The sequence below is a fragment of the Burkholderia sp. BE12 genome (assembly GCF_002959955.1).
Lineage (GTDB): Bacteria > Pseudomonadota > Gammaproteobacteria > Burkholderiales > Burkholderiaceae > Burkholderia.
The window spans coordinates 20,551-43,305 of sequence record NZ_PREY01000045.1 but is presented as its reverse complement, the minus strand read 5'-3'; the positions used below and the strand labels follow the sequence as shown (position 1 = coordinate 43,305).

At 66.3% G+C, this 22,755-nt stretch carries 21 protein-coding genes; 4 read left to right on the top strand and 17 right to left on the bottom strand.

Features of this window, described 5'->3' with window-relative positions:
* From C4B30_RS32440 to C4B30_RS32395, 11 genes are all read right to left on the bottom strand, one after another.
* Nucleotides 1-1,474 (bottom strand): methyl-accepting chemotaxis protein (locus C4B30_RS32440; protein ID WP_105133518.1); only part of this gene is annotated, 1,474 nt, incomplete at its 3' end.
* A 172-nt stretch (nucleotides 1,475-1,646) separates the two neighbouring features.
* Nucleotides 1,647-2,318 (bottom strand): OmpA/MotB family protein, encoded by a 672-nt coding sequence (locus C4B30_RS32435; protein WP_105133517.1) that lies wholly within the window; start codon nucleotides 2,316-2,318, stop codon nucleotides 1,647-1,649.
* Nucleotides 2,319-2,378: 60 nt separating this feature from the next.
* Nucleotides 2,379-3,143 (bottom strand): flagellar motor protein, encoded by a 765-nt coding sequence (locus C4B30_RS32430; protein ID WP_006484340.1) that lies wholly within the window; start codon nucleotides 3,141-3,143, stop codon nucleotides 2,379-2,381.
* A gap of 13 nt (nucleotides 3,144-3,156) precedes the next feature.
* Nucleotides 3,157-4,407, bottom strand: coding sequence for a Crp/Fnr family transcriptional regulator (locus tag C4B30_RS32425; RefSeq protein ID WP_105133516.1), 1,251 nt, complete (start codon nucleotides 4,405-4,407; stop codon nucleotides 3,157-3,159).
* 328 nt (nucleotides 4,408-4,735) lie between these two features.
* Nucleotides 4,736-5,200 carry a DUF3761 domain-containing protein gene (locus C4B30_RS32420; RefSeq protein ID WP_105133515.1) on the bottom strand — a complete coding sequence of 155 codons (465 nt, stop codon included), beginning with the start codon at nucleotides 5,198-5,200 and terminating at the stop codon, nucleotides 4,736-4,738.
* A 61-nt stretch (nucleotides 5,201-5,261) separates the two neighbouring features.
* A complete protein-coding gene (locus C4B30_RS35740; RefSeq protein ID WP_174385987.1) occupies nucleotides 5,262-5,399 on the bottom strand; it encodes an HHHH-motif protein in 138 nt (45 codons plus the stop codon).
* A gap of 341 nt (nucleotides 5,400-5,740) precedes the next feature.
* Complete coding sequence (locus C4B30_RS32415; protein ID WP_027782427.1) at nucleotides 5,741-6,736, bottom strand: ABC transporter permease; 996 nt, start codon at nucleotides 6,734-6,736, stop codon at nucleotides 5,741-5,743.
* Between the two features lies 1 nt (nucleotide 6,737).
* On the bottom strand, nucleotides 6,738-7,715 hold the full coding sequence (locus C4B30_RS32410) for an ABC transporter permease (protein ID WP_105133514.1): 978 nt from the start codon (nucleotides 7,713-7,715) through the stop codon (nucleotides 6,738-6,740).
* A gap of 33 nt (nucleotides 7,716-7,748) precedes the next feature.
* Nucleotides 7,749-9,302, bottom strand: coding sequence for a sugar ABC transporter ATP-binding protein (locus tag C4B30_RS32405; RefSeq protein WP_105133513.1), 1,554 nt, complete (start codon nucleotides 9,300-9,302; stop codon nucleotides 7,749-7,751).
* A gap of 57 nt (nucleotides 9,303-9,359) precedes the next feature.
* The gene (locus C4B30_RS32400) at nucleotides 9,360-10,388 is read right to left on the bottom strand and encodes an ABC transporter substrate-binding protein (protein ID WP_080681277.1); all 1,029 of its coding nucleotides are present in this window, start codon (nucleotides 10,386-10,388) and stop codon (nucleotides 9,360-9,362) included.
* Nucleotides 10,389-10,521: 133 nt separating this feature from the next.
* Entirely contained in the window at nucleotides 10,522-11,439 is a 918-nt protein-coding gene (locus C4B30_RS32395; RefSeq protein ID WP_089501343.1) for an aldose 1-epimerase, read from the bottom strand.
* 313 nt (nucleotides 11,440-11,752) lie between these two features.
* On the opposite strand from C4B30_RS32395, the gene C4B30_RS32390 reads away from it, so the two are divergent.
* Both C4B30_RS32390 and C4B30_RS32385 read left to right on the top strand, forming a co-directional pair.
* A complete protein-coding gene (locus tag C4B30_RS32390) occupies nucleotides 11,753-12,793 on the top strand; it encodes a LacI family DNA-binding transcriptional regulator (RefSeq protein WP_105133512.1) in 1,041 nt (346 codons plus the stop codon).
* 375 nt (nucleotides 12,794-13,168) lie between these two features.
* A complete protein-coding gene (locus C4B30_RS32385; RefSeq protein ID WP_105133511.1) occupies nucleotides 13,169-15,490 on the top strand; it encodes a PA14 domain-containing protein in 2,322 nt (773 codons plus the stop codon).
* 76 nt (nucleotides 15,491-15,566) lie between these two features.
* Here C4B30_RS32385 and C4B30_RS32380 read toward each other — a convergent pair whose 3' ends face one another.
* The 4 genes from C4B30_RS32380 to C4B30_RS32365 all read right to left on the bottom strand — a co-directional run bounded on the left by C4B30_RS32380 (nucleotide 15,567) and on the right by C4B30_RS32365 (nucleotide 18,609).
* Entirely contained in the window at nucleotides 15,567-16,334 is a 768-nt protein-coding gene (locus C4B30_RS32380) for an ABC transporter ATP-binding protein (RefSeq protein ID WP_105133510.1), read from the bottom strand.
* Nucleotides 16,335-16,367: 33 nt separating this feature from the next.
* Nucleotides 16,368-17,081, bottom strand: coding sequence for an ABC transporter permease (locus tag C4B30_RS32375; protein WP_105133509.1), 714 nt, complete (start codon nucleotides 17,079-17,081; stop codon nucleotides 16,368-16,370).
* Nucleotides 17,078-17,767: an ABC transporter permease gene (locus C4B30_RS32370; protein ID WP_027782418.1), complete on the bottom strand. Its 690-nt coding sequence runs from the start codon at nucleotides 17,765-17,767 to the stop codon at nucleotides 17,078-17,080. Before C4B30_RS32370 ends, C4B30_RS32375 begins: the two co-directional genes overlap by 4 nt.
* A 68-nt stretch (nucleotides 17,768-17,835) precedes the next feature.
* Nucleotides 17,836-18,609 (bottom strand): ABC transporter substrate-binding protein, encoded by a 774-nt coding sequence (locus tag C4B30_RS32365; RefSeq protein WP_105133508.1) that lies wholly within the window; start codon nucleotides 18,607-18,609, stop codon nucleotides 17,836-17,838.
* A 514-nt stretch (nucleotides 18,610-19,123) separates the two neighbouring features.
* On the opposite strand from C4B30_RS32365, the gene hutC reads away from it, so the two are divergent.
* Nucleotides 19,124-19,819, top strand: a complete 696-nt coding sequence (gene hutC / locus C4B30_RS32360) for a histidine utilization repressor (RefSeq protein ID WP_027782416.1) — start codon at nucleotides 19,124-19,126, stop codon at nucleotides 19,817-19,819.
* Nucleotides 19,820-19,834: 15 nt separating this feature from the next.
* Here hutC and C4B30_RS32355 read toward each other — a convergent pair whose 3' ends face one another.
* On the bottom strand, nucleotides 19,835-21,076 hold the full coding sequence (locus tag C4B30_RS32355) for a glycosyltransferase (protein WP_105133507.1): 1,242 nt from the start codon (nucleotides 21,074-21,076) through the stop codon (nucleotides 19,835-19,837).
* 94 nt (nucleotides 21,077-21,170) lie between these two features.
* Here C4B30_RS32355 and C4B30_RS32350 point away from each other — a divergent pair, with 94 nt between their 5' ends.
* Nucleotides 21,171-21,791 carry a TetR/AcrR family transcriptional regulator gene (locus C4B30_RS32350; RefSeq protein WP_105133506.1) on the top strand — a complete coding sequence of 207 codons (621 nt, stop codon included), beginning with the start codon at nucleotides 21,171-21,173 and terminating at the stop codon, nucleotides 21,789-21,791.
* Nucleotides 21,792-21,905: 114 nt separating this feature from the next.
* Here the strand turns inward: C4B30_RS32350 and C4B30_RS32345 are convergent, their stop codons facing one another.
* Nucleotides 21,906-22,520: a TetR family transcriptional regulator gene (locus C4B30_RS32345; RefSeq protein WP_034185267.1), complete on the bottom strand. Its 615-nt coding sequence runs from the start codon at nucleotides 22,518-22,520 to the stop codon at nucleotides 21,906-21,908.
* Nucleotides 22,521-22,755: the final 235 nt, after the last annotated feature.

Genomic DNA, 22,755 nt, shown 5'->3' with positions numbered 1-22,755 from the left:
CCCCCGCCCGCGCCGCTTCCACGGCAGCATTCAAAGCCAGAATATTCGTCTGAAACGAAATACTGTCGATCATCACGATGATCTCGGAGATCCGTTGCGACGCGTCGCTGATCTGCTCCATCGTCGTCACGACTTCACCCACCACCTGCCCGCCGCGCGCCGCCGTATCCGAAGCACCATTGATCATCTTCGCGGCCGTCGTCGCCGTCTCGGTGTTGTTGCGCACCACGGCCGTGATCTCTTCCATCGACGAAGCCGTCCGCTCGAGGTTGCTCGACTGCCCTTCGGTGCGTTCGCTCAGATCCGCATTCCCCGAAGCAATCTGCGCCGACCCGGTCGCAATCGAAGCCGAAGCAGCCCGAATCCGATGAACGAGCGTCGACAGCGACGACACGAACCGGTTGAACGCATCCGACAGTTGCCCGATTTCGTCCTGGCTCTCGACCGTCATCCGGCGCGTCAAATCGCCCTGACCGCTCGCGATTTCCGACAGCAGCGTTGCCGCCCGGCGGATCGGCGCGGCGATCGCTCTGCCCACCAGCCAGATCACGAGCAGCGCAACCCCGAGCCCCACCACCGCCGCAACCAGTGCCGCGCTGCGAATAGCACGCGTCACCGGCCCGAGCAGTTCGGCCTGCGGCACCTGGACGACCACATACGCATTCAGCTCCGGAATGAACGACGTCGCGATGAAGCGCGCGCCGCCATCCCCCTCGTAGCTCAGGTACGCATACGGCTTACCGGCAAGCAGCGTCGACGACGCACCGCCCGGCAGCCCCGGTTCATCCTTCAGAAAATGCTTGCCGTCGATCAGCGACGTATCGCGATGCATCATGATCGCGCCGTCGGGCCGCACGAGGTATGCGAACCCGGTCTCGCCGATCCGATAAGCCGAGATACCCTTCGCAAGCGCATCCACGGACAGGCTCATGCTCGCCGCGCCGATCGGCACGCCGTCGAGTTCCACGCGGCTGTTGATGAACATCATGTAGCCGCCGACGGTCACCTCGCGATCCATGTTCACGTCGAACGCCTTGCCGGACGACAGGAAGCTGGTCAGCCACTGATCCTTGTCGGTCACCTTCCGCTGCAGGCCGGCTTCGTTGTAGTAGTTGCCGCTCTTCACCGACACCCACTGCACGGACGCGGCCTTCTGCTCGTCCTTCACGTTCTTCGCAAGCTGAATCCAGTTGCGCGTGCCGGCATCGGGTTCGCCGTCGGCTTCCCATTGCAGCAGGAACGCATCGCGCGCCAGAATGCGCGACGCGGCGATCGGTCCAGCCATCTGGCGCTGCACGTCGGCGCGGATGCCGTTGACGGCAGTCGGCAGCTCTTCGCGGACGACGCGATCGCGCACCGCTTCGCCGATCAGACGAACGCTGAGCCCGCTCGAAATCGCGACGAACACGAGCAGGCAACTCGTCATGCTGAGAATCAGCTTGTTCTGAATGGAAAGCTTGCGCCAGAAATGCATGGGGAACCCTCGATAACCGCTCGGTCTGAGCCAGATTGGGTTATCGGCAGGCGGGAGCAGAATCGCATCGCTGATTTCAGATAGCGATCATTCGAGATTCGTTATGTTGTTAAAGAGCCGGCATATGCATCCGCCCATATGCACGAGGAACAACGCAAATACAAAGCGCTGATCAGTAAGCAACGAAGATCGTGACGCGCCGATTGCGCGCCCTCGAAGCAGCATCGTCCCCCGCAACAAGCGGCTGCGTATCCGCCCGCCCGATCGCCGCCAGCCGATGCGGCGCGACACCGCGCTCGGTCAGATAGCGCACCACACTCCCCGCGCGCGCCGACGAAAGCTCCCAGTTCGATTCGTACTTCGCGTTCGCGATCGGCACGTTATCCGTGTGGCCTTCAACGAGGATGTCGCCCGTCGCATGCGCGCTCAGTGCCTGCGCAATCTGGTTCAGCACCGGCGACGAATCGGGCAGCAAGCGCGCATCGCCGACGTTGAACAGAATCTTCGCGTCGATACCGATCTCGATGCCGTGCGGCGCCTTCACCAGCGAAATGCGTCCATTCGACTTCAACGAATCGAGCAACGCGAGCCACGGCGGCGCAGGATCGGACTTGGCGGCATCGACGGCGGCACTCCCAACACCCCCAGCCTGCCGCGCAAGTGTCTGATACCGCGCATCGAGCGCGTTGTATTTCGCGAGCTGAAGCACATACAGCGCGAGAAACAGCACCATCAGCGTCGTGATGAGATCCGCGTACGAAATCAGCCAGCGCCCGGACTGCGCGCCTTCGAGTTCGTCATCGTCGCGATCGGCGGCGGATGCGCCGTCAGTTCGAGCAGTCACGCTGTCGGGAATCCGGGTTCGTCATACGGTAGAAGCACGGCGGATACGAGCACTCGGACATCACGCCAGCGATTCCGCCGCCCGCCCGCGCACATCGCCGGTCAACCGCGTCTCGATCGTATGCGGCGACTCCTTGCGCGAAATCGCGAGCAAGCCGTCGAGATACAGCTTGCGGAACCGCATCTCGCTGTCGATCTGCGCACGCAGCTTGCCGTACAGCGGCAGAAACACGAGGTTCGCAAACGCGAGCCCGTACAGCGTCGCGACGAACGCAACCGCGATGCCCGGCCCGAGCTGCGCCGGTTCGAGAATATGGCTCGTCACCTGCACGAGCCCGAGCACCGAGCCGAGAATGCCGAAGGTTGGCGCATAGCCGCCGGCCTGCTGCCATACGCGTACGGCGGCGAGGCGGCTACGTTCGTACGCATCGAGTTCGCGCTGCAATGCATCCTCGAGCACCGCGGTCGACACGCCGTTCGCCAGCAGTTCGAGCCCACGTCGCGCGAACGGATGAATGCCGCTCACGTCCATCGATTCGAACGCGAGCAACCCGTCGAGCTTCGCGCGGTCGCCCCATTCGAGCAGGTCTGACAGGTTCTTGCGATCGACCTCGCGTGCGCGCACGAACGCGAGCCGCAACTGCTTCACCGCGTCGAAGAAGCGCGCCCACGTGTTCTGGATCATCACCGCGCCGAGCGTGCCGCCGAGCACGATCACGAGCGCCTCGAACTGGAACAGCATCGAGAAGTGCCCGCCTTCCAGCGCGAACCCGAACACGATCGCCGCGCCGCCCAGCACCACACCGACCAGGGTCAACAGATCCATACGCCTCCCTGTATCACGCATCCGACGATGAAGTCGATGCGACGGACGTCGCACCCGCCGCAGGCGCCTTCGCCGCGCGTACGGCCTCCAGCACGCGCTGCTCGATCTCCTCGATCTCGACCGGATCGAGCTTGAGTTCGCGGCGCATCACCCACGACACCTCGTTGCGCCGCGCCTCGGTCATCACGGAAAACAGCTTGTCGGCCACCGCGCGATCGTCGAGGTTCGCGATCAGCTTCGCGAGATCGTAGGTATCGAACGTGCTGATCACGTCGAACAGCGTGCGCTGGTCGATCCATACGAGATCCTCGAGCGCGCGCACGTCGCCGCCGCGGCGCGCGTTGCGGCGCGAGAAGTACGCGACGCCCTTTTGTTCGACGTAGCTGAGTACCTTCGATTTGCGGAACGCGAACACTTCTTCCGCGATCTCGCCGTTCGACAGCTTGTTGAGCAGCAGCGTCTTGTCGACGCCGATCAGCGATTCGAGATCGGCCAGTTCGATGAGTTCGAGTTCGCTGTTGATCGACAGGTCGAGATCGTGATCGGCGACCTGCTGCGCGCGGTCGATCACGCGTGCGGCGTCGAACGTGACGACCTGGCGCGCATCCGACGAAGCCGCGTAGTCGGTTGCGCCGCCCGCAACGTCGCCCTGCGCGGCTTCGATCGTGACGAGGTTGAGCTTCTCCATGCGCCGCAGCATCGCGAGCACGTGCGGCCGCGAATGGCCGGCAATCGCACGGCATTTGCGGATCACTTCGGCGAGCGGCACCGAGGTTTCGGCCGCATGCGGCTGCATCGACCGGCGCGCCCACGTGTCGCCCGATTCGCGCGCGTCGGTGCCGGCCATCAGCGACAGCACGTGCGCATACGACAGCACGCCCGGCATGAAATCCGCATGGGTATAGGTCGCAAGCTGGTCGTCCTTGCGCTTCACGCGGCGGATCATCGTCCGCACGATATGGCGCAGCAGCGCGGACACGCGCTCGATCTCTTCATCGAGCATGCCGGCCGGCACGACCGTGAGCTGACAGAACGAAAGCGCCTTCGCGGTATGCGCACGCGGTTCGGCGGCGAGCAGCGCCGATTCGCCGAAGAACTCGCCGCGGCCGAGCGTCGCGACGATCACGCGCTTGTCGTCGCAGCGCGTGGACAACTCGACCTTGCCGTCGGTAATCAGGAAGATGACGGGCTCGCCCGCGAAGCCCTCCGAGTAAATGACTTCTCCGGGCGCCGCGGTACGCGTCCACGATTGCTGACGATTCAAGTCGGTTCCCCTGCTGCGCTGGTTATTGCGGACTGCGCGTCGCCTGTCTGAAGCGTGCGATCGCGAGTCGTCCCCGTGACTCGTTTACGTCAGGGGGCGCAACATCCTTTAGGGAATTCGTCCTCGTTCTTAACCGAAATCAAGGTAAAACGTTTGCGGATTGCGTGGGTACATCGCGGTATTCATTTCGATGCACGCGCAGGTCGTGCAATTGAAAGCGTGGCGCGCTTGCGCACTGGCCGCACAAACGAAAACGCCCCGCCGAAATGGCGGGGCGTGAATCCCGATCGTTCCCGGGCAGCGCGCGAGACGACCGCGCGCGAACCGCTTACGAGCAGGCCTTGCCGTGCGATGCGTGGTAGCCCTTCGCCTTCGCGTCGGCTTCCGACATGTAGCTGCCGTGCTTCGTCTTGCCGTAGTACTTGTCGGTCGAGCAGTGATAGACCTTCGTGGTGTCGTTCGCCCACACCTTGCCCGCGCCGCCGCCCGGTGCTGCGGCCGTGGACGCCGCCGCGCTCTTCGCGGGTGCGGTGCCCGATGCCGGCGCGGCGGAGGCCGCCGTTGCCGGCGCCGCGGCCGGTGCGCTTGCCGCGGCTGCAGCCGATGCGCCGTACCACGTCTTCACGCCTTTATGACCGGCGCACGCGCCCTTTTTCGATGCGCCCGAGTAGAACGAACCGTCCTTGCAAAGCCCCGTCGTGCCGGCCGGCGCGCTGGCCGGAACCTGCGCGAACGCACCGATCGACATACCCATGCCGGCGACCAGCGCGGCGATCAACATCGTCTTTTTCATGGTCCTCTCCTGATTTGCCTGAATGATGAAAATGTCCGGGACATCCCGGGGAAAACCACGATTACCGCACCCAGCGGCACGCGCGGTGATGGTGATGATCGAAATGGCACACGCGGTGCGAATGCGCTTCGGCCAGTGCCGGCACGAGCACGGCGCAAGCCAGTGCGGTTGCCGTCAGGATCTTCGCGATGCGGTTCATGGTGAAACTCTCCCGGATAGGTCAGCCGGTGATCCGGCTGGTACCTCCTTAACGCCGGGTGTGGACGAACCGTGCACCGCGCCCACGCGCAATTGACGATCTTTGACATCGCATCGTTAATCGACGGTCGAAGCTGACGAACGTCTTTCTTTTCTTTCCGGTTCTTCAGCTTCGCGACCGTTTGAAATCCAAAGCAACGTGTCGCATCGGAAAGCCGGTCGCGAATTCAGCAGAGCAATAAAAAACCGCCTGAATGAAGGCGGTTCGTCGAAAACATACATTAACGCGGCACGCTATCCACCGGCCCCGCCCCATAGCGTCGGCGGCGGACACCGCGCACGTCATCGCTTGCGCCGCTTGCCGGTCAGCAGCGTCTGCGCGATCACCGCGAGCAGCAGGAACGCCCCGCTCGCGAGGTTCTGATAGTACGGGCTCAACGTGCCGACCTGGTTGATCACGTTCTCGATCACGCCGAGCAGCAGCACGCCCGCGAGCGGACCGAACAGCGTGCCGACGCCGCCCGTCAGCAGCACGCCGCCGATCACCGCGGCCGCGATCGATTGCAGCTCGTAGCTGTTGCCGGCGCCCGGCAACCCCGAATCGAGTCGCGACGCGAGCAGCGCACCGGCCAGCCCCGCCAGCGCCCCGCTCAACCCGTACGTGACGACCTTGAGCCCTTCGACGTTCACGCCGAGCATGCGCGCCGCTTCCTCGTTGCCGCCGATCGCGAACACGCCCGCGCCGTAGCGCGTGTGATTCAGCACGAACGCGGCGACGAGATACGCGACGAGCACGATCCATACGAGATTGCCGACGCCGAACAGCGAGCCGTTCGCGATCGTCGCGAAGAAGCCGGGGTTCGCGATCAGCATGTCCTGGCTCGCGAGCACGAGCGACAGCCCTTTCAATCCGAGCAGCGCGGCGAGCGTGACGATGAACGGCGCCATCCGCGCGCGGGCGATCAGCCAGCCGTTCATGAGCCCGACGATCAGCCCGACGCAAACGGGCGCGGCCAGCGCGGCGCCCCAACCGTACGGCGCCGCATACGCGGCGATCACGGTGCCGAGCCCGACGAGCGAGCCGACCGACAGGTCGAACCCGCCGAGGATGATCACGAAGCTCTGCCCGATCGTGATCAGCGCGACGAATGCGGCGGCCGCGACGATATCGAGCAGGTTCGGCGCGCTCAGGAAATGCGGGAACACGCGGCCGGCGATCAGGCACACGAGCACGAGGATCGCGATCGCACCGCGCGCCTGCACGAGCCGGACGAACTGCGCGCGACGCGCGCGGCCTGCATCTTGCGCGGTGTGCGGGGAGATCGGCGCGGTCGACATATCAGGCTCCCGAGCGTTGCAGGTACAACGCGCCGAGGATGAACGCGGCCTTCAGGATCTGCGCATACGTGTAGCTGATGTTGTTCATGATGAAGCTGGCATCGAGCAGTTGCAGCAGCAGCACGCCGAACACGGTGCCGACGATCGACACGCGCCCGCCGGACAGCGGCGTGCCGCCGATCACCGATGCGGCGATCGCATCGAGTTCGAAGTTCACGCCGACGTAGTTCGGATCGCCCGCGCCGAGACGCGCGGTGGCGAACAGACCGGCCAACCCGGCCAATGCACCGCTCGCCGCATAGACCGCCAGCAGCGTGCGCCGCACGGGCACGCCGGCGAGATGCGCGGCATCGCGGCTCGCGCCGACGAGAATCGTGTAGCGCCCGAAGGTCGTGTTGCGCACGACGAAGAACACGATGGCCGCGCACGCGAGCGCGATCAGCATCACGACCGGCAGCCCGAAGCACGTGCCGATGCCGACGAAATCGAACGCATCGGACGGCGGCAGGCTCACACGCGAGCCGCCGAGCAACGCCTGCGCCAGCCCGCGCGCGGCGACCAGCAACGCCAGCCCGGAAATCAGCGGATCGATGCCGAGCCGCGCGACGAGGCCGCCGTTGAACAGGCCGACCGCGAGGCCGATCGCAATCGCCGCCGCGAACGCCGCGCCGGTGCCGTACGGCAAGCATACGGCGATGATCGCGCTCGACAGCGCCATCACCGAGCCGACCGACAGGTCGATCCCGCGCGTGGCGATCGCGAGGTTCTGCCCGAGCGCGATCAGCACGATCGGCGCGGCCTGGAACAGCAGACTGCGCGCGGCGAGCGGATTCGAGAAACCGGGCGTGACGATCAGGTTGAAGACGGCGAGCGCGACGAACGCGAGATACACGCTGTGGTCGCGCGCCTGCGCGAACAGCGAGCGGCGCGACGTGCGGCGGGCTTGGTCCGGTTCGCTCATCAGGTTGGCAAGATTCACGCTTTCCTCATCCTCGGGTCGATGTCGGGTGCGTCACGTCTGGTTCGCGAGCAACGCGGTCACGTCGTCGGGGCTCGCGCCGCGCGTCGACAGTTCGCCGCTTGTCGCGCCTTCATGCAGGATCACGAGCCGGTCGGCCAGCTCGAGCAGTTCTTCCATCTCCGACGACGTCGCAACGACCGCCAGCCCCTCGTCGGCGAGCCGTTTGACGAGATCGTGCACCTCCGCCTTCGCGCCGACGTCGATGCCGCGCGTCGGATCGTCGAGGAGCAGCACCGACGGCTCGGTCGACAGGCACCGCGCGATCAGCGCCTTCTGCTGGTTGCCGCCGGACAGCGTCGAGATCGGCGCGCCCGCATGCGACGTCTTGATGCCCAGCTCGCGGATATAGCGCTCGACGAGCGCCTCCTGCTTGCGTACGGAAATGAAGCCGAAGCGTGCGATGCGCGGCAGCACGCACACGACGATGTTCTCGCGCACCGACAGCTTCGAGAAAATGCCTTCCGAGCGGCGATCCTCGGACAGGAACGCGAGCCCCGCGCGAATCGCCCGCGCCGGGTCCGCGCCGTCGAGCGCATGGCCGCCGACGCGCACCGCGCCGCCGTCCGGCTGCTGCGCGCCGAACACGGCCTTGAACGTCTCGGTGCGGCCCGCGCCGAGCAAACCCGCGAGCCCGACGATCTCCTTCGGCGCGACGCGGAACGACACGTCGCGCAGGCGCGTGCCCCAGCGCAGCCGGTCGACGGCGAGCGCCGGCTCGTGCGTCGTGTCGGCGGCGGCCGCCTCCGCCTGTTCGCGCGGGCCGTGCGCGCCGACTTCGCGGCCGAGCATCGCCGAAATCAGCGCCATGCGCGGCAGCCGGTCGGGCGTATCGCTGCGCACGACCGCGCCGTCGCGCAGCACGGTGAGCCGGTCGCACATGCGGTAGCACTCCGAAAGACGATGGCTCACGAGCACGATCGCGATGCCGGTCGCGCGCAACTGCTCGACGACGCCGAACAACACCTCGACTTCCGCCCCGCTCAACGCGGAAGTCGGCTCGTCGAGAATCAGCACGCGCGCGCCGAGCGACACGCCGCGCGCGATCGACACCATCTGTTGCTGGCCGAGCCCGAGCGAGCCGACCTTGTCGGCCGGGTCGACGTCGAGCCCGTAACGCTCGACGATCTCGCGGGTGCGCGCCCGCATCTCGCGGCGATCGATCCACGGGCCGAAGCGGCGCGGCTCGTGACCGAGGAAGATGTTCTCGGCCACGCTGCGTTCCGGAATCAGGTTGATTTCCTGGTAGACCGCGCAGATGCCCGCGTGCTGCGCGGCACGCGGGCTGTCGAACGACACGGGCACGCCGTCGACGCGGATCTCGCCCGCATCGGGCTGGTGAAAGCCGGTGAGGATCTTGATCAGCGTCGACTTGCCGGCGCCGTTCTCGCCCATCAGCCCGTGCACCTCGCCCGCACGCAGCGACAACGACACGCCGGTCAGCGCGCGCACCACGCCGAACGTCTTGCCGACGCCGTGCGTCTCGAGCACGACCGGTTTGCCGTCGGCGCCGTCGGCGTCGGATCCGGCGGGAAGCGTTGCGTCCATCGCGCGCCTCGCGTTCGCGGTTGAGCGGTTGAGCCGTTGGCGGCCGGTGCCGGCCGATCAGTAGACGAGGTTCGCTTCGAGCGAATGCTTCGCGTTCGCCTTGTCGTACAGCGCGTCTTCCATGATCTGCTTTTGCGCGACCGGCTTGCCGGCGAACCACGCTTCGAGCGACTTGAACGCGAGCGGGCCGAAGCGCGGGTTCGTCTCGACGCTCGCCGCGGCCGAGCCGTTCGCGATCGCGGTGACGAAATCCTTGGTGCCGTCGATCGACACGACCGTCACGCCGCGCTGCTTGCCGGCCTGCCGCAGCGCGGTCATCGCGCCGAGCGCCATCGTGTCGGCCTGCGCGTAGACGGCGTTCACGTCCGGATGCGCGAGCAGCACCTGCTCCATCACCTTCTGCGCTTCGGTGGCCGACCAGTTCGCGGTCTGCGACGCGACGATCTTCATGTTCGGGAATTTCTTCAGGCCGTCGGCGAAGCCGTCGGTGCGCTGGCTCTCGACGGTATTGCCATAGCCGCCCTGGATCTCGGCGATCGTGGCCTTGCCGCCCGTCGCATCGGCGAGCGCCTGCGCGGCGCGCTGCCCTTGCCGGAAGAAGTCGGAACCGAGGAACGTGATGAAATCCTGGCACGGCGTGCCGGCCGTCTGGCGGTCGATCGTCACGACCGGGATGCCCTTCGCGCGCGCCTGTGCGAGCGCGGGCTGCAGGCCGGTCGAATCGTTCGGCGCGACGATCAGCGCCTGCGCGCCCTGGTTGATCATGCTTTCGATATCGGCGACCTGCTTCGCCTGGTTCGCGTTCGCATTCGTATACAGCAGCCGCTTGACGCCCGCCGCCTTCGCCGCGGCGCGCACCGACGCGGTTTCGGTCGCGCGGAACGGGTTCTGTTCGTTCTCCGATTGCGAGAAACCGACCACGAGATCGGTCAGCTTCACGCTGCCCGGCTTCGGATTCGTGCAGGTCTGCGCGGAACTGGCGCCGACCTTCTGCGCGTTGTCCTGCGCATGCGCGATCGCGACGCATCCGAGCGTCACACCCATCGTCACCACGATACGTTGCAGCTTTGCACGGCTCGGCATCATCGTCTCCAAGTGTTGTGATGTCGTGATCGGCCCGCGCCCCATGACACACCCGCGGCGGCGGCATCACGAATTAATATTATTACTCGATATTATCGCCTACCCGACTCAGGATAATCCCGTACCGCCGAATCCGTCAGGCGGGGCCAGGCGTCCACCGCAACGTCGCCTGCAGCGACTCGCCCGGCGCCAGCACGCAGCCGCCGACGAGCGACGCGGGTTCCGCCGCATTGAAGCTGTCCGTCGTGTTCGTGACGGGCTCGACGCACAGCGCGTCCGCGCCCGACGGGGCGTACACGACGAGCTGGTCGAACGGCTGCTCGGCCTGCAGCACGATCCGCCGGCCGCGCTCCGGCCAGATCACCGCGGCTTCGCGGGTCCAGCCGACGAAATTGTTGTCGAGCTCGAATGCATCGACCGGCATCCCGTCGCGCAGCGCGGCGACGGCCGGATGATCGCCGACGTGGGTGGGCAGCACATCGGCGTCGGCGTGCCACATCGCGTCGACGTGCGCCTTCACGACGGTGTGCGGCGTGCGCAGGTAATACGGGTGATGGCCCATGCCGAACGGCATCGGCGACGCGCCGAGGTTGCGCGCGGACAGCGTGATCGACAGCACGGGGCCGTCCAGCCGGATCGACTGGCGCGCCTCGTAATGGAACGGCCAGTCGCCAGCGCGGCCCGTATCGGGGCGATGTTCGAAGCGCAGGTCGACCTGCGTGTCGTCGCGCCGCTCGACCTGCCACGGGCGCAGCCAGCCGTGCCCGTGCAGCGCATGGCGATACGCATCGTCCGGGCCGGACAAGTCGATCGTGCGGCCGTCGAATTCGAACTTCGCGTCGCGGATGCGGTTGCAGTAAGGAAACAGCGGAAAGCTCGCGAAGCGCAGCGGATCGCCGCTCGCGAGCGCCGCGTCGGAAGTCGGGCGGAACCAGTGCTGCGGGCCGTCCGGCGCGTCGTCGTAGTACGCGGCGATCGATCCGCCGGCCCGCGGCGCGACGCGTACGCGGGTCGACCCGCTGGCGAGTTCGATCAAGTCGGTGTGGCGGGGCATTCCCATCGGCATCGATCATCCCGGGATGAAGCTGACGATCCCGCAGGCCGGCGTGCAGCATCCGGCCGCGGGCATGTGCGGCCAAGGATGGCACGGCGCCGCCCGCGTGGTCAATAATATTTGTTGATATTATTATCTCGACATCCACGCATCCGGCGCAGCACGCGTAAAGCTTGATTGCCGGCCCGAATGGCCGATGTTACCGTCGGGTCAGATGATCCGACCCGCTGTTCATCAACGATTTTATTTGCCTATCCTGCCGAGGCCGGACCGCGCTCCTACCGTGAAACGCTCTACTCAACGTCGCCCCACGATGACCGACATCGCCAAGCTTGCCGGCGTGTCGCAATCCACCGTCTCCCTCGTGCTGAACAACGCGGCGGGCACGAAATTCTCGGACGCCACGCGCGAAAAAGTGCTGAAGATCGCGCACGAACTCGGCTACCGCTTCCTGCCGCGCGAAGTGACGATGACGCACAGCGGCGAGCGCGACCTGATCGTCTATCTCGCCGACGAAATCTCGACGAGCCCGCACCCGGTCGTCAATATCGACGGCGCGCGCGACGCGGCCTACGCGAACGGCAAGCTGCTCGCCGTGTACTCGACCCACGGCAACGTCGACATCGAGCGTCAGGTGCTCGAGTCGGTGCTCGCGATGCCGAACCTGCTCGGCGTCGTCTATGCGACCGTCTACACGCGCAAGGTCGCGCTGCCGGCCGAGCTGCCGCGCGTGCCGGCCGTGCTGCTCAACTGCTATACGACGGACAGCGGGCTGTCGTCGATCGTGCCGGCCGAAGTCGCGGGCGGCCATGCGGCGACCGAATACCTGCTGCGCGCGGGCCACCGGCGCATCGGCTACGTCAACGGCGAACCGTGGCAGGACGCCGCGAAGGATCGCCTGAAAGGCTATCGCACCGCGCTCGCCACGGCCGACATCCCGTTCGCGCCGGAACTCGTGCGCGACGGCGACTGGGGCTCCGATACCGGCTTCGAGCAAACGCTGTCGTTGCTGCGCGAGCCGCACCCGCCCACCGCGATCTTCTGCGCGAACGACCTGATGGCGATCGGCGCGATCGAGGCCGTCAAGCATCTCGGGATGCGCGTGCCCGACGACGTTTCGGTGCTCGGCTACGACGACCAGGAAATCGCGCGACACACGCACCCGCCGCTGTCGACGATCGTATTGCCGAACTACGAACTGGGCCGCTGGGCCGTCGAGATCCTGCTGCAGGAAGAACAGAACCGCGCGGTCGGGATGCCCGTGCGCCGCCGCGCGATCAAGCTCGACGGGCCGCTGGTCGAGCGCGGGTCGGTGCGGACCGTCGAGACGGCCGCGCAATCGGCGAGCGCGTAAGCACGCCCCAGCCCCCCTCCTCCCGTACACCACATGATGCGGTGCGGCGCATGCGCCGCCCGCGCGGGTCGGCGCTCGCCCGCTGCTTACCCTCCATCGCGCCATGCTTCAGGGTAAACATCATCACTAAATTATTAGTAATAATTTCAAAGCATTTCTATACTTGCGTCGGCATCGAGCAGAACCCGGTGCCACCACACAGCAACACGACGAGACGGTGACCGGAAGCGACTGCGCGCGAACCCGCCGCGCTGCCCGCTCCGTGCCGTCCGCACATCACACGCGCACCGTGCCGCGACGCTTGCCGTCGGGGCACCGCTTCATCCGCATCGAGTCACCAGTCGTCCGCTTCTCCTCATTCATCCGGAGTCCAGAATGACTATCACGTCTCGTCTCAAGCCCGCCGCGCTCGCGGTCGTCGTATTGCTCGCCTCGTGCGGCGGCGATGATTCGTCCGCCCCGTCGGCATCCGCACTCGCCGCGCGTGCGTCCGTCGATGCCGCGTCCAGCGACAGCACCGCCACGGTCGACGCCGCCGCGTCCGGCGATTTCATGAACATGGGGCACGGCGGCCCGTCGCATTTCCCGAACCAGCTCGTCACGCTCGGGCTACCGGGGCCGACGCCCGCGCTGCGCGTGTCGTCGCGCGGCGTGCCACCTTATGCGCCGCCGGCGCCGCCGGTCGCGACCGACACGCAAACGCTGACGCTCGCCGATTTCGATACGTACGGCCCGGCCTGGACGAGCGGAGGCACGAACACGATCCGGATCGACGGCACGAGTACGGATGGCGCGAAGCTCGTCACCAACGCGCAGCATCCGGCGTACGGCCATGCGTCGTACGAAGCGGACGTGACGATCGGCGCCCCGGCGCCGGGCGCGACGACCGCGAATGCGGGCTTCATCGTGCACGTGACGAACCCGTCGGTCGGCACCGATGCGCTGACGGGCTACTACGTCGGGCTCGACGCGGTGCGCCACGTGGTGCAGGTCGGCCGCGAGCAGAACAACTGGACCGATTTCGTCGACTACCCGGCGCCCGCGGTCGTGCCGGGCAGCACACACCACCTGAAGGTCGTCACGCGCAACAACGCGATCGACGTGTTCGTCGACGGCACGCAGGTGATCAGCATCAACGACGCGACGAGCGGCCTGACGACCGCGCTGCGCGCGGGTGCGTTCGGGCTGCGCCGCTTCGGCGCGAGCGTCGCGTTCAGCAACGTGACCGTGAGCCGCTATCCGGACGTCGCGCCGAAAACGTATGATTTCTCGCGCGTGGTGGGCGCCGTGTACAACCCGTGGAATGCCGTCAACGCGATCGATTTCTGGCAGAACTACGATCCGGCGATCGTCGACCGCGAGCTCGACTACGCGCAGACCTACGGGATGAACACGATCACCGTGTACCTGCACTACCTGAACTGGGTCAACGACCGCGACGCGTTCCTCGCGAAATTCGACAGCCTGCTCGAGATCGCCGCGCGCCACGGGCTGAAGGTCGCGCCGATCTTCTACGACGATTGCTGGCACGTCGATCCCGCGTACGGTCCGCAGCCCGCGCCGATCTTCGGCGTGCACAACAGCCGCTGGGTGCAGTCGCCCGGGCAGTCGATCGAGCAGCAGTACCTGCAACCGATCGCGGCGGGCACGTCGACCACGTACAAGCAGGACCTGCAGCACTACATCGCCGATTTCGTGTCCGCGCACCGCAACGACCCGCGCATCCTGTACTGGGAGCCGATGAACGAGCCCGGCTGCAGCGGCAACGGCGCGCTGCAACCGACGCGCGCGTTGATGATGAACGACGCGCGCATCGCGATCCTGAACGCGGGCGCGACGCAGCCGATCAATTCGCCGAACGTGCAGGAGCCGGAAGGCGATTACTTCTCCGACTTCCATGCGTTCCACCCGTACGCGATCAATGCGACGACGCCCGACTACTCGCTGCCGCCGAGCCTGCTCGACAGCCTGAACTCGGAAACGCTGCAGCGCGGCTGGCCGGGCGGCCAGGCGGGCCAGACGATGGCCGGCATCGCGTCCACCTATGGCGGCAAGACGGGCTTCCTCGTGTGGGAACTGATGATCGGCCGCACGAACACCCGCTTCCACTGGGGGCAAACGGCATCCGCGCCGGCAACCGTCGAGCCGGCGACGCCGTTCCAGGGAACGCTCTACCCCGACGGCCACCCGTGGAGCACGGCCGAGGTGCAGGCGCTCGCGAGCGCGTTCAGCTCGCGGCTGCGCGTGCTGAACGCGACGTACTACAACGACACGACGTTCACCACGCCGGTGTTCTCGTCGATCACGCCGCTGGTCGATTTCGACCTGAACACCGAGCGCGGCACCGATTCGCCCGATGCGTCGAAGGGAATGAATGCGACGAACTATGCGATTCGCTGGACCGGCGCGCTCGACGTTCCGAAGGCCGACAACTACACGTTCAGCGTGACGAGCGACAACGTCGCGCGCGTGTGGATCGACGGCCGCAAGGTGATCGACAAGGAACAGCCGGGGCTCGCGACCGCGAAGGGCCGCATCCACTTGTCGCAGAAGCGGAACGTGCCGATCCGCGTCGAGTACGTGCACGCGAGCGGGCCGGCCAGCATGCACCTGCAATGGTCGAGCCCGAGTGCGAGCCGCGACAATCTCGTGCGGGTCGCGCAGCGGCCGTTGACGGACGCGCTCGCGCAACAGTAGGCATGACCTGCATCAACGCCCGTGAAGCCGCAACTGCGTCACGGGCGCTAATGCATCGCCCCGCCCGCACGCGGGTTTACTTCAACCGCCCCGACAGAAACTGCCCGAGCCGCTCGCTCTTCGGATTCACGAGAATCTGTTGCGGATCGCCTTCTTCCTCGATCTTCCCCTGATGCAGGAAGATCACATGATTCGACACGTTGCGCGCGAAGCCCATCTCGTGCGTGACGACCACCATCGTGCGGCCTTCCTCGGCGAGCTTCTGCATCACCTTCAGCACTTCGCCCACGAGTTCCGGATCGAGCGCCGACGTCGGTTCGTCGAACAGCATCACTTCCGGCTCTATCGCGAGTGCGCGCGCAATCGCGACGCGCTGCTGCTGGCCGCCCGACAGGTGCGACGGATACATGCCCTCGACGCGCGGCGCAAGGCCGACCTTCTCCAGATACTTGCGCGCCCGCGCGATCGCCTCGTCCTTGCCGACGCCGAGCACGGCCATCGGCGCCTCGATCACGTTCTCGAGCACCGTCATGTGCGCCCACAGGTTGAAGTGCTGGAACACCATCGACAGCTTCGTGCGCATCCGCTGCAGCTGCTTCTGGTCGGCCACGCGCAGCGAGCCGTTGCGGTCGCGCGTGGTCTGGATCGGCTCGCTGCCGATCGTGATCTGCCCCGAGCATGGCTGCTCGAGGAAGTTGATGCAGCGCAGGAACGTGCTCTTGCCGGAGCCGCTCGAGCCGATGATGCTGATCACGTCGCCGGCCTTCGCCTTCATCGACACGCCCTTCAACACCTCGTTGTCGCCGAATTTCTTGTGCAGGTTGTCAACGGTGAGCTTGTACATGCTTGGTCCTTCCTTGCTGATCTTGCGAATGCGTTAATGGCCGCGCGGCGAGAGGTACGCGAGCCAGCGCGTGTCCAGCTTGCGGAACGCCCAGATGAGCGTGAACACGACGGCGGCGTACAGCACGGCTGCGATGCCGTAGGCCTGGAACGACATGTACGTCGCCGAATTGACGTCGCGCGTGACCTTCAGGATGTCGGGCACGGTCGCGGTGAACGCGAGCGTGGTCGCATGCAGCATCAGGATCACTTCGTTGCTGTAGCTCGGCAGCGAGCGGCGCAGCGCGGACGGCAGGATGATCCGCGTATACAGCTTGAAGCGCGACATCCCGTAGGCCATTCCGGCTTCGATCTCGCCGGCCGACGTCGCCTTGATCGCGCCCGCGAAGATCTCCGTCGCATACGCGCATTCGTTCAGCACGAACGCGAGCAGCGTGCAGTTCATCGCGTTGCGGAAGAACGTGTCGAGCAGCACGTGGTTGTGCACCACCTGCAGGCTGTAGATCCCCGTGTAGCACATCAGCAGTTGCACGTAGAGCGGCGTGCCGCGGAACACGTACGTATAGAGCCACACGGGGCCCGAGATCCAGCGGTTCGACGATGCGCGCGCGATCGCGAGCGGCACCGCCAGCGCGAAACCGAGCACGATCGACACGACCAGCAGCCACAGCGTGATCGCGAGGCCGCTGAAGCGGTAGCCGTCGGTGTACAGATAGCTTTGCCAGTACTGGCTGACGAGTTCGATCACAGTGCGAGCCTCCGGACGCCGACGGAATAACGCTTCTCCAGACGATGCAGCACGAGGTTGGACACCGTCGTGATCGCGAGGTAGATCGCACCCGCGGCCAGCGTGAAGAAGAAGAAATCGAGCGTGCTCTTGCCCGCGTCCTGCGACGCCTTGACGATGTCGGCGAGGCCGATGATCGACACGAGCGCGGTGGCTTTCACGAGCACCTGCCAGTTGTTGCCGATGCCGGGCAGCGCGAAGCGCATCATCTGCGGGAACAGGATGCGGCGGAACACGCGCCAGCCACCCATCCCGTACGCGAAGCCCGCTTCGAGCTGGCCGCGCGGCACCGCGAGGAACGCGCCGCGGAACGTCTCGGTGAAATACGCGCCGTAGATGAAGCCGAGCGTCACGACGCCCGCCACGAACGGGTCGATGTCGATCTGGTCCCAGCCGAGCAGGTCGGTCACGTTGTTCAGCAGGATCTGGATCCCGTAGAACAGCAGCAGCATCAGCACGAGATCCGGCACCGCGCGGATCAGCGTCGTATAGAAGGTGCCGACCGCCTTGAGCACGCGGTTGGTCGACAGTTTTGCGGCCGCGCCAGCGAGCCCCAGCACGAGCGACGCGGCGAGCGACAGCACCGCGAGCTTCACGGTCTCGACCGTGCCGGCCCACAGCAGCGGGCCAAATCCCTGGAAAATCATGTCAGCGTATCCCGATCCGGAAAAACGAGCGGCGCAGCGCGACCGGAGCCGCGTGCGCCGCAAAAGCGTCAGCCGCCGTAGACGTCGAACGCGAAGTACTTCTTCTCGAGCTTCTTGTACGTGCCGTCCTTGATGATGTCGGCGATCGCGTGGTCGATCTTCGCCTTCAGGTCGGCGTCGTCCTTGCGCAGGCCGATGCCCGCGCCGTTGCCAAGCGTCTTCGGATCGTCGATGTCGCCGCCGGCGAACTGGAAGTTCGCGCCGCGCGGCGTCTTCAGGAAGCCGATGTCGGCCTGCACCGCGTCCTGCAGCGCCGCGTCGAGGCGGCCCGACATCAGGTCCTGGTACACGCCGTCCTGGTTCTGGTAAGGCACGACCTGCACGCCCTTCGGCGCCCAGTACGCCTTCGCGTAGGTTTCCTGGATGGTGCCCTGCTCGACGCCGACCGACTTGCCCTTCAGCGATTCGGCCGTCGGCTGCAGGTTCGCGCCCTTCTTCGCGACGAGGCGCGTGGGCGTGTTGAACAGCTTGTCGGAGAACGCGATCTGCTCGGCGCGCGCCGGCGTCATCGACATCGACGACAGCACGCCGTCGAACTTCTTCGCCTTCAGCGCCGGAATCATCCCGTCGAAGTCGTTCTCGATCCACACGCATTTCGCCTTCAGGCGCGCGCAGATCTCGTTGCCGAGATCGACGTCGAAGCCGACCACCTTGCCGCTTGCGTCCTTCGATTCGAACGGCGGATAGCTGGCGTCGACGCCGAACCGGATCGTCGACCAATCCTTCGCATGGGCACCGACCGCGATGCAGGCTAGGGCAATACTGAGCGCGAGTTTCTTCATGACGTTCCTGTCTGAGGCAAGCTGGGCAACGGGCTCCCGCCGGGAACCCTTCCAACCGGCACGCCATCCCCGCGATGGCGCTCCAAGTTGTACATACAACTTTGCCTTTTCCGGGGCATAGCCAGCAATCCGTGTTTATCACTAATTGTCGGCGGATTGATATCGTGGGTTGGAAATTTCCTTAGTTTTCAATTAATTAATGATTACAGCCGGCTGAAATCCGGCTTTCTCGACGCGTACGCATCCCATCTGGGGACGCCGCAGATTTGTCTAGACTGCTTTTGGCGGTGACGTTGGCAGCCGGCAACCGTTTCGCGTCCGAGAAGCCGGTAGCCGAACTGCCGTTCCGTCAGCAGATGGCGGGCCGCGACGCCGCATGGACGCGCGCCGGCCGAACAGGGATGATTCCGGGAATCCGGGCCCGTGCGCCCGCGAAACCGGTACACTCGGCGCCGGGCGCGCGCCGGATCGACATTCGGCGGCGGGCCGCTGCCGACTCTCGAATCGTGATCCCATGACCACACCGATCTATCAGGAAATCAAGGACTTCATCCTCGCGCGCATTCATGCCGGCGAATGGGCGGAAGGCGACCAGGTGCCGTCGGAGAACGAGCTCGCGCGCGAATTCAACGTCGCGCGAATGACCGTCAACCGCGCGCTGCGCGAGCTGACGGCCGAACAGGTGCTCACGCGCACGCGCGGCTCCGGCACCTATGTCGCGTCGCCGAAATACGAATCGACGCTCGTCGCGATCCGCAGCATCTCCGATGAAGTCGCCGCGCGCGGCCACGGCTATCGCGCGCAGGTGCTGCAGGTCGGCGCGGCCATCGCCGACGCGAAGCTCGCCGACGAACTGCAACTCGACACCGGCAGCCCGATCTTTCATTCGCGCGTGCTGCATTTCGAGAACGACACGCCCGTGCAACTCGAGGAACGCTGGGTCAACCCGGCCTGCGCGCCCGAATACGCGCTGCAGGACTTCACGACGACGACGCCGAACCAGTACCTCACACGCGTCGCACCGCTGCAGCGCGTCGAATACCGGATCGAGGCCGCGATGCCCGACGCCGAAACGCGCCGCCACCTGACGATGGAGGATCGCGAGCCGTGCCTGCTGCTGCATCGGCGCACGTGGTCGCAGGGGATGGTCGCGTCGGTCGCGAATCTGTGGCACCCGGGCAGCCGTTACCGGTTCACCGGGCATTTCTGATGCCGCTGCGCGGGCTCACCTCGCGCGCGGTTGCCCCCAGCGTTCGATCGCACTGACGGCCCGCTTCAACCCGTCTTCCTGCGCGAGGCGCGCACCGAGTTGCGCCGCACGCGCCTTCGTCTCGCCTCGTTCGGCAAACGCGATCGCCCGCGCCAGCGCGGCAGCGTCCACGCGCCGCCCCGCGACCGGCGCATCCGCGACACCGAGCCGTTGCAGCCGGTTCGCCCAGAAGAACTGATCGCCCGCGAACGGCACGACCACCGACGCAATGCCGGCCCGCGCAGCCGAATGCGTGGTGCCCGACCCGCCGTGATGAATCGCCATCGCGACGCGCGGGAACAGCCAGTCGTGCGGCGTGTCGCCGATCACGCGAACGTGCGCCGGCAGCAGCGATGCATCGATGCCGCTCCAGCCCGGATAGAACAGCGCGCGCCGGCCGGCCAGCGCCTGCGTCAGCGCCATGGCCATCGCCGCACGATCGAAGCCGGCCATGCTGCCGAAACCGATGTACACGGGCGGCTCGCCCGCGTCGAGAAACGCCGACAGTTCCGGCGGCGGCGCCCAGGCACGCGCCTCGATCCGCCACTGGCCGCATGCCTGCACGTTCGCCGGCCAGTCGGCCGGGCCGGACAGCAGCGCCGGCGAAACGCCATACAGCATCGGATGATCGGTCCACACGTGCTTGCGCGGCGGCAATCCGCATACGCTGGCGCGCGCGGCATTGGTCGACTTCCTGAACGCCTGCCACAGCAGCGCATTCACGAGCCGATGGCTCGCGCGATTCAGCCAGCGCGGCACCTTTCCCGGCGGCAGGAACGGCGACGCGAATTCGGCGGTCGGCGTGATCGGGATCATGCCCGCGCCGATCGCCGGTATGCCGCGATACTCGGCGACCGACAACCCGACGAACGACGCGAGTCCCGACACGAGAAGCGCGTCGCACCCGGCCGATGCGTCCGCCACTTCGCGCATCCATGCGGCCGTGTTCGCGTTCGCGATCGCCGCGAGCGCCTTCGATGTATCGCTGAAGCCGCCACGCCCGCGCACCGCGTCGGCCAACGCGCCTTCCGGCGCAATCGCGCGACGGATATCGCCGGACAGCGGCGCCGACGGCACGCCGAGCGCGGCGGCCGAGCCGAGCGTCGCCGCATCCGCCAGCAGCCGGACGTCGTGACCGGCATCCAGCAGCGCGCGGCCCAGTGCCGCGAGCGGGCGCGTGTCGCCTTCGGTGCCGTAGGTGACGATGACGAGTTTCATGCGGGGCTCCTCGTACACGGCGCAAAAGTTGGATTCAAAAAAAGTGCACGTCGTATACTAATGCAATCCGTACACTTTCAGTCAATCCCCTGCCATGACGATTTCGACCGACGATCCGGGCCGCCGCGCGCGCAAGCGCATCCAGATGCTCGCGCATCTCGCCGAGACCGGTGCGCGCCTGTTCGATGCGCACGGCTACGATGCCGTCACGATGAAGCAGATTGCCGCGCAGGCCGATGTCGCGAAACGCACGCTGTACAACCACTTTCCGACGAAGGAAGCCGTGCTCGCGCACTGGCTCGAAGGCGAGCTCGCGCGCGATCTCGCGCATTTGCAGCGCGACGTCGCGCGGCGCAAGACCTTTGCGTCGCGCATCGGCTGCGTGCTTGATGCGTCGGCCGCCTGGTGCGAACACCATCCGGCGTACCTGCTCGCCTACCTGCGGCACCGCTTCCTGAGCATCGGCGCTGCCGAACCGGAGCGTGCGGGAGAGAACGGCAGCGATATCGCATCGGTGTGGCAGCAACTGATCGCCGCCGGGCAGCAGGCCGGCGAACTGAACCGCACGCTGCGGGCCGATCAGCTCGCAACCTGGTTCCATCACCTGTATCTCGCGGCGATTTTGCGCTGGCTGACCGTGCCGGGGCTATCGCTGAAACGGGAGTTTCAGTCGGTCGCAAAGCTGTTTGTCGAAGGCGCGGAAACCAAACGCTGACGCACGCATGCGAGCGTGCGTGTGCGTCACGCTTTTACAAGCGCCCGAGCACGACCGCGAGCAGCGAGCGCCCGAAACGGGCGACCGCCACGCCGCATACGACGAACGCGCGCTTCATTTTTTCCGCGGCGCTTTCGCCGCCGGCGCACCGCGTGGCGCGGCATCGCCGCCGCCCGACGGCCATTGCGTCTCGTCGAGCAGCCGGTCGAACAGCCTCGCGCGCTCGTCGGCCGACAGCGGACACAGCCCGAACATCGCCGATAACGCGAGCCCCCACGCCGCTTTCCATCGCAGCAGCGCGAGCTCGGGATCGCCGGATTCGGCCGTGATCCGCTTCACGTTCTCGGCATCGGTCTCGCGCACCTTCTGCAGCGGCGCGGGATCCTCGACCAGCGCCGCCATGATCGCCAGCGCCGCCGACGGCTGCTGGTCGATCACTTCACGCATCGTCGCGATCTGCGCGGCCAGCGTCGGCTGCGCTTCGCCCGGGTCGCGCGCGGCCAGATAGTCGCGCTGGAAACGTTGGTAGGTGTCCTGCTGATGTTCCATCAATGCATTCAGCACATCGCCTTTCGTGCGGAACTGATGCATCAGCCCGCCCTTGCTGATGCCGCTTTCGCGCGAAATCGCATCGAACGTGAGCTTGCCCGGGCCGTCGCGCTCGAGGATCGCGAGCGCCGCCTGGATCGCGGCAGTGCGCGTTCGCTCGGAACGCGTCGGGTTGTCCATGAAGTTTTCCCGGTATGGAATGAGGCCACGCGGCCGAGCCGCATGAAGACAGTGCGCGAAGTTTATCACAAACAAACCGCCTGGTCGGTTTACATCCGAAAATGGCGGTGCTACGATCGGCTCCCGCATCGACCCTGGCCGAATGACGGGCCGCGTCTCACATCACGTGACGCGACGGGAGGCCCGCAGGGCGCGGCTTTCCGGCCGCTCTCCTTTATCGGGCGGCCTGCCGCTC